This window comes from Allobosea sp. 05T422_2, from assembly GCF_056396265.1.
On the sequence record NZ_JBFTLD010000482.1, the window covers coordinates 1 to 2035 of the forward strand.

The window sequence follows — 2035 nt, forward strand, 5'->3', positions numbered from 1 at the left end:
GTGAGGAGGGTGATGCTCTCGATGATACAACTGATTGCAGCCTATTCGGACGCAGTGATCCTGATCATTTGCGGATTGTCCACTGCGGTACTGGGAGTATTGCTCGCCTCCATTGCCCGTCGCCTATGGTTTGCCCGGCCTCGGGACGCTGCCGACGAGCCCAACAAGCTCGCCGAGGTCGTTCATGGCAGTCTGCTGGCGTTCTCGGTTTTCGTGCTCGCCCTGATGCTTGCGGATGTCCGTGTAAATCTGGCGCGGGCTGATGACGCGGTTTCGCGTGAGGGCTCCTATATCGCGCGCCTCGATCGGGATCTGGCGAGTCTCGACGGGAGCGAGCCCGAGGCGGCGCGGAAGGCGCTGCGAGACTATGTCGGTGCCGTGACCCGCGATGAGTGGCATTCCCTCTCGACCGAGGATGCCGGGCTTTCTGCGACCGCTGATCGTGCGCTCGCTGCGTTGGTCCTGCAGGTGCGCAAGGTTGCGGCGGAGTATCGGGATTCGGCCTCCTCGCTGCGCGGATTGCTGGACAGGCTGGAGGAATATCGCCAGGGGCGGCTCGAAACGGCGACCAAGAGCGTGCCGGGGATTTTCTGGTGGATGATCCTGATCTTTCTGCTCGGCGCGATGCTGATGAACGGCCGCTTTTACCTGAACCCTGCCGCTCTTGCCCTGATCGCGGCGCATATGGGCGCAATCGGCATGGTGCTCGGCCTCATCATCATCATGGACGAACCGTTCAGAGGCGAAACGAGCATTTCATCGGCGCGGGTGAGCCAGGCCATCAAGAGCCCGCAATAGGCGAGGCGCTCCCAGGCGGAGCTGGACGCGCGTCTCGCAAGGCAGGCACGCCATTCCCCCAGGTACAGATCGACTGGCGTCTCCAGCTGTGGTGCATTGCGCCGGGGCTCAAAGGGAGGAGCGCGTCATGGCTACCTACGTCGTCCTCGCGAACTTCACCGATCAAGGCATCCGTAACGTCAATGACAGCGTCAAACGCCTGGAAGCATTCCGGGAGATGGCGAAATCCAAGGGGATCACCGTCAAGGACGCCTATTACACGCTCGGCAAGTATGACGTCCTCGTCACCGTGGATGCTCCCGACGAGATGAGCGCCACTGCGCTCAGTCTTGCCGTTGCCAAGCTCGGTAACATCCGCAACCAGACGATGCGGGCTTTCACCCCGGCCGAGATGACCACCATCCTCGGCAAGGTCTAAGGAGGCCGGAGCGCGGCGCGTCGTCAGGTCGCGCTGCGCTTCCGTTTCAGGGGAATCCTTCGCTTCTTTCGCGTGGTTTCCCCTGGCGGGGGCGGCTTGCCCGCACTCTCGTCATGGGGTGCGACAGCGCTGGCCACGCCCTCCAGCTCGCGCAGCAAGGCCTGCAGAGTCGCGAGTTTCTCGTCGCCAAAGCGGCTGGTGATGTCGCGGTAGATCGCTTCCGAGACCGGCGTCACCGTTTCGATCAAACTGGCGCCGGCCGGGCTGATCGAGATGATGGCGCGACGCAGATCACGCTGATCGGCCCCTCGCGTGATGAGGTGTCTGGCCTCGAGGTCGACGAGGATCCGCGACAGGCTCGGCGCGAGCAGGAACGTTGCGCGCGCGAGATCGGTCACCTCCAGGCTGGGCACCGAGTTCAGCGCCCGCAGCACCCGCCATTGCTGCTCCGTGATTTCATATTGCCGCAGCGACGGCCGAAAGCAGCGCATGACCGCTTCGCGCGCCCGCAGCAGGGACATCGGCAGGGATTTCGAGAAATGGCGAAGATGGACACGCGTCCCACCTTGCGAGGACTCATCGGGGGGTGGAGCGGGGCTTCTCAAACGTGGTCCCTTCCGGGGCGGTGCGCAGGATCAGAGCAATGCCACCATTCTAGCGGTTCGCGCCGGTAATCGCTTGCTCAAATTAATTTAACACGTTAATTTAATTTCGAACACGAGGCGGGTGCGCGGATGCCGCATATCATCGTCGAATATTCAGCCAATCTTGAGCCGGCGCTGTCGCTCCGCCGGCTGGTCGACGAATTGCACCATACAG

3 protein-coding genes are annotated in these 2035 nt (G+C 62.6%); 2 read left to right on the forward strand and 1 reads right to left on the reverse strand.

The features are described 5' to 3' along the window. Both AC1DJT_RS36395 and AC1DJT_RS36400 read left to right on the forward strand, forming a co-directional pair. Nucleotides 1-798, forward strand: a 798-nt coding sequence (locus tag AC1DJT_RS36395; protein ID WP_476836021.1) for a bestrophin-like domain, incomplete at its 5' end; no start/stop codon positions are given. Between the two features lie 127 nt (nucleotides 799-925). Continuing rightward, a complete protein-coding gene (locus tag AC1DJT_RS36400) occupies nucleotides 926-1216 on the forward strand; it encodes a GYD domain-containing protein (RefSeq protein ID WP_069881005.1) in 291 nt (96 codons plus the stop codon). 23 nt (nucleotides 1217-1239) lie between these two features. Here the strand turns inward: AC1DJT_RS36400 and hpaR are convergent, their stop codons facing one another. Then, nucleotides 1240-1737, reverse strand: coding sequence for a homoprotocatechuate degradation operon regulator HpaR (gene hpaR, locus AC1DJT_RS36405; RefSeq protein WP_441507067.1), 498 nt, complete (start codon nucleotides 1735-1737; stop codon nucleotides 1240-1242). Between the last annotated feature and the right edge of the window lie 298 nt (nucleotides 1738-2035).

Bases quoted from the DNA above. Each gene is read 5' to 3' on its own strand.
- hpaR (WP_441507067.1), bottom strand. From the start codon at position 1,737: ATGTCCCTGCTGCGGGCGCGCGAAGCGGTCATGCGCTGCTTTCGGCCG.
- AC1DJT_RS36400 (WP_069881005.1), top strand. From the start codon at position 926: ATGGCTACCTACGTCGTCCTCGCGAACTTCACCGATCAAGGCATCCGT.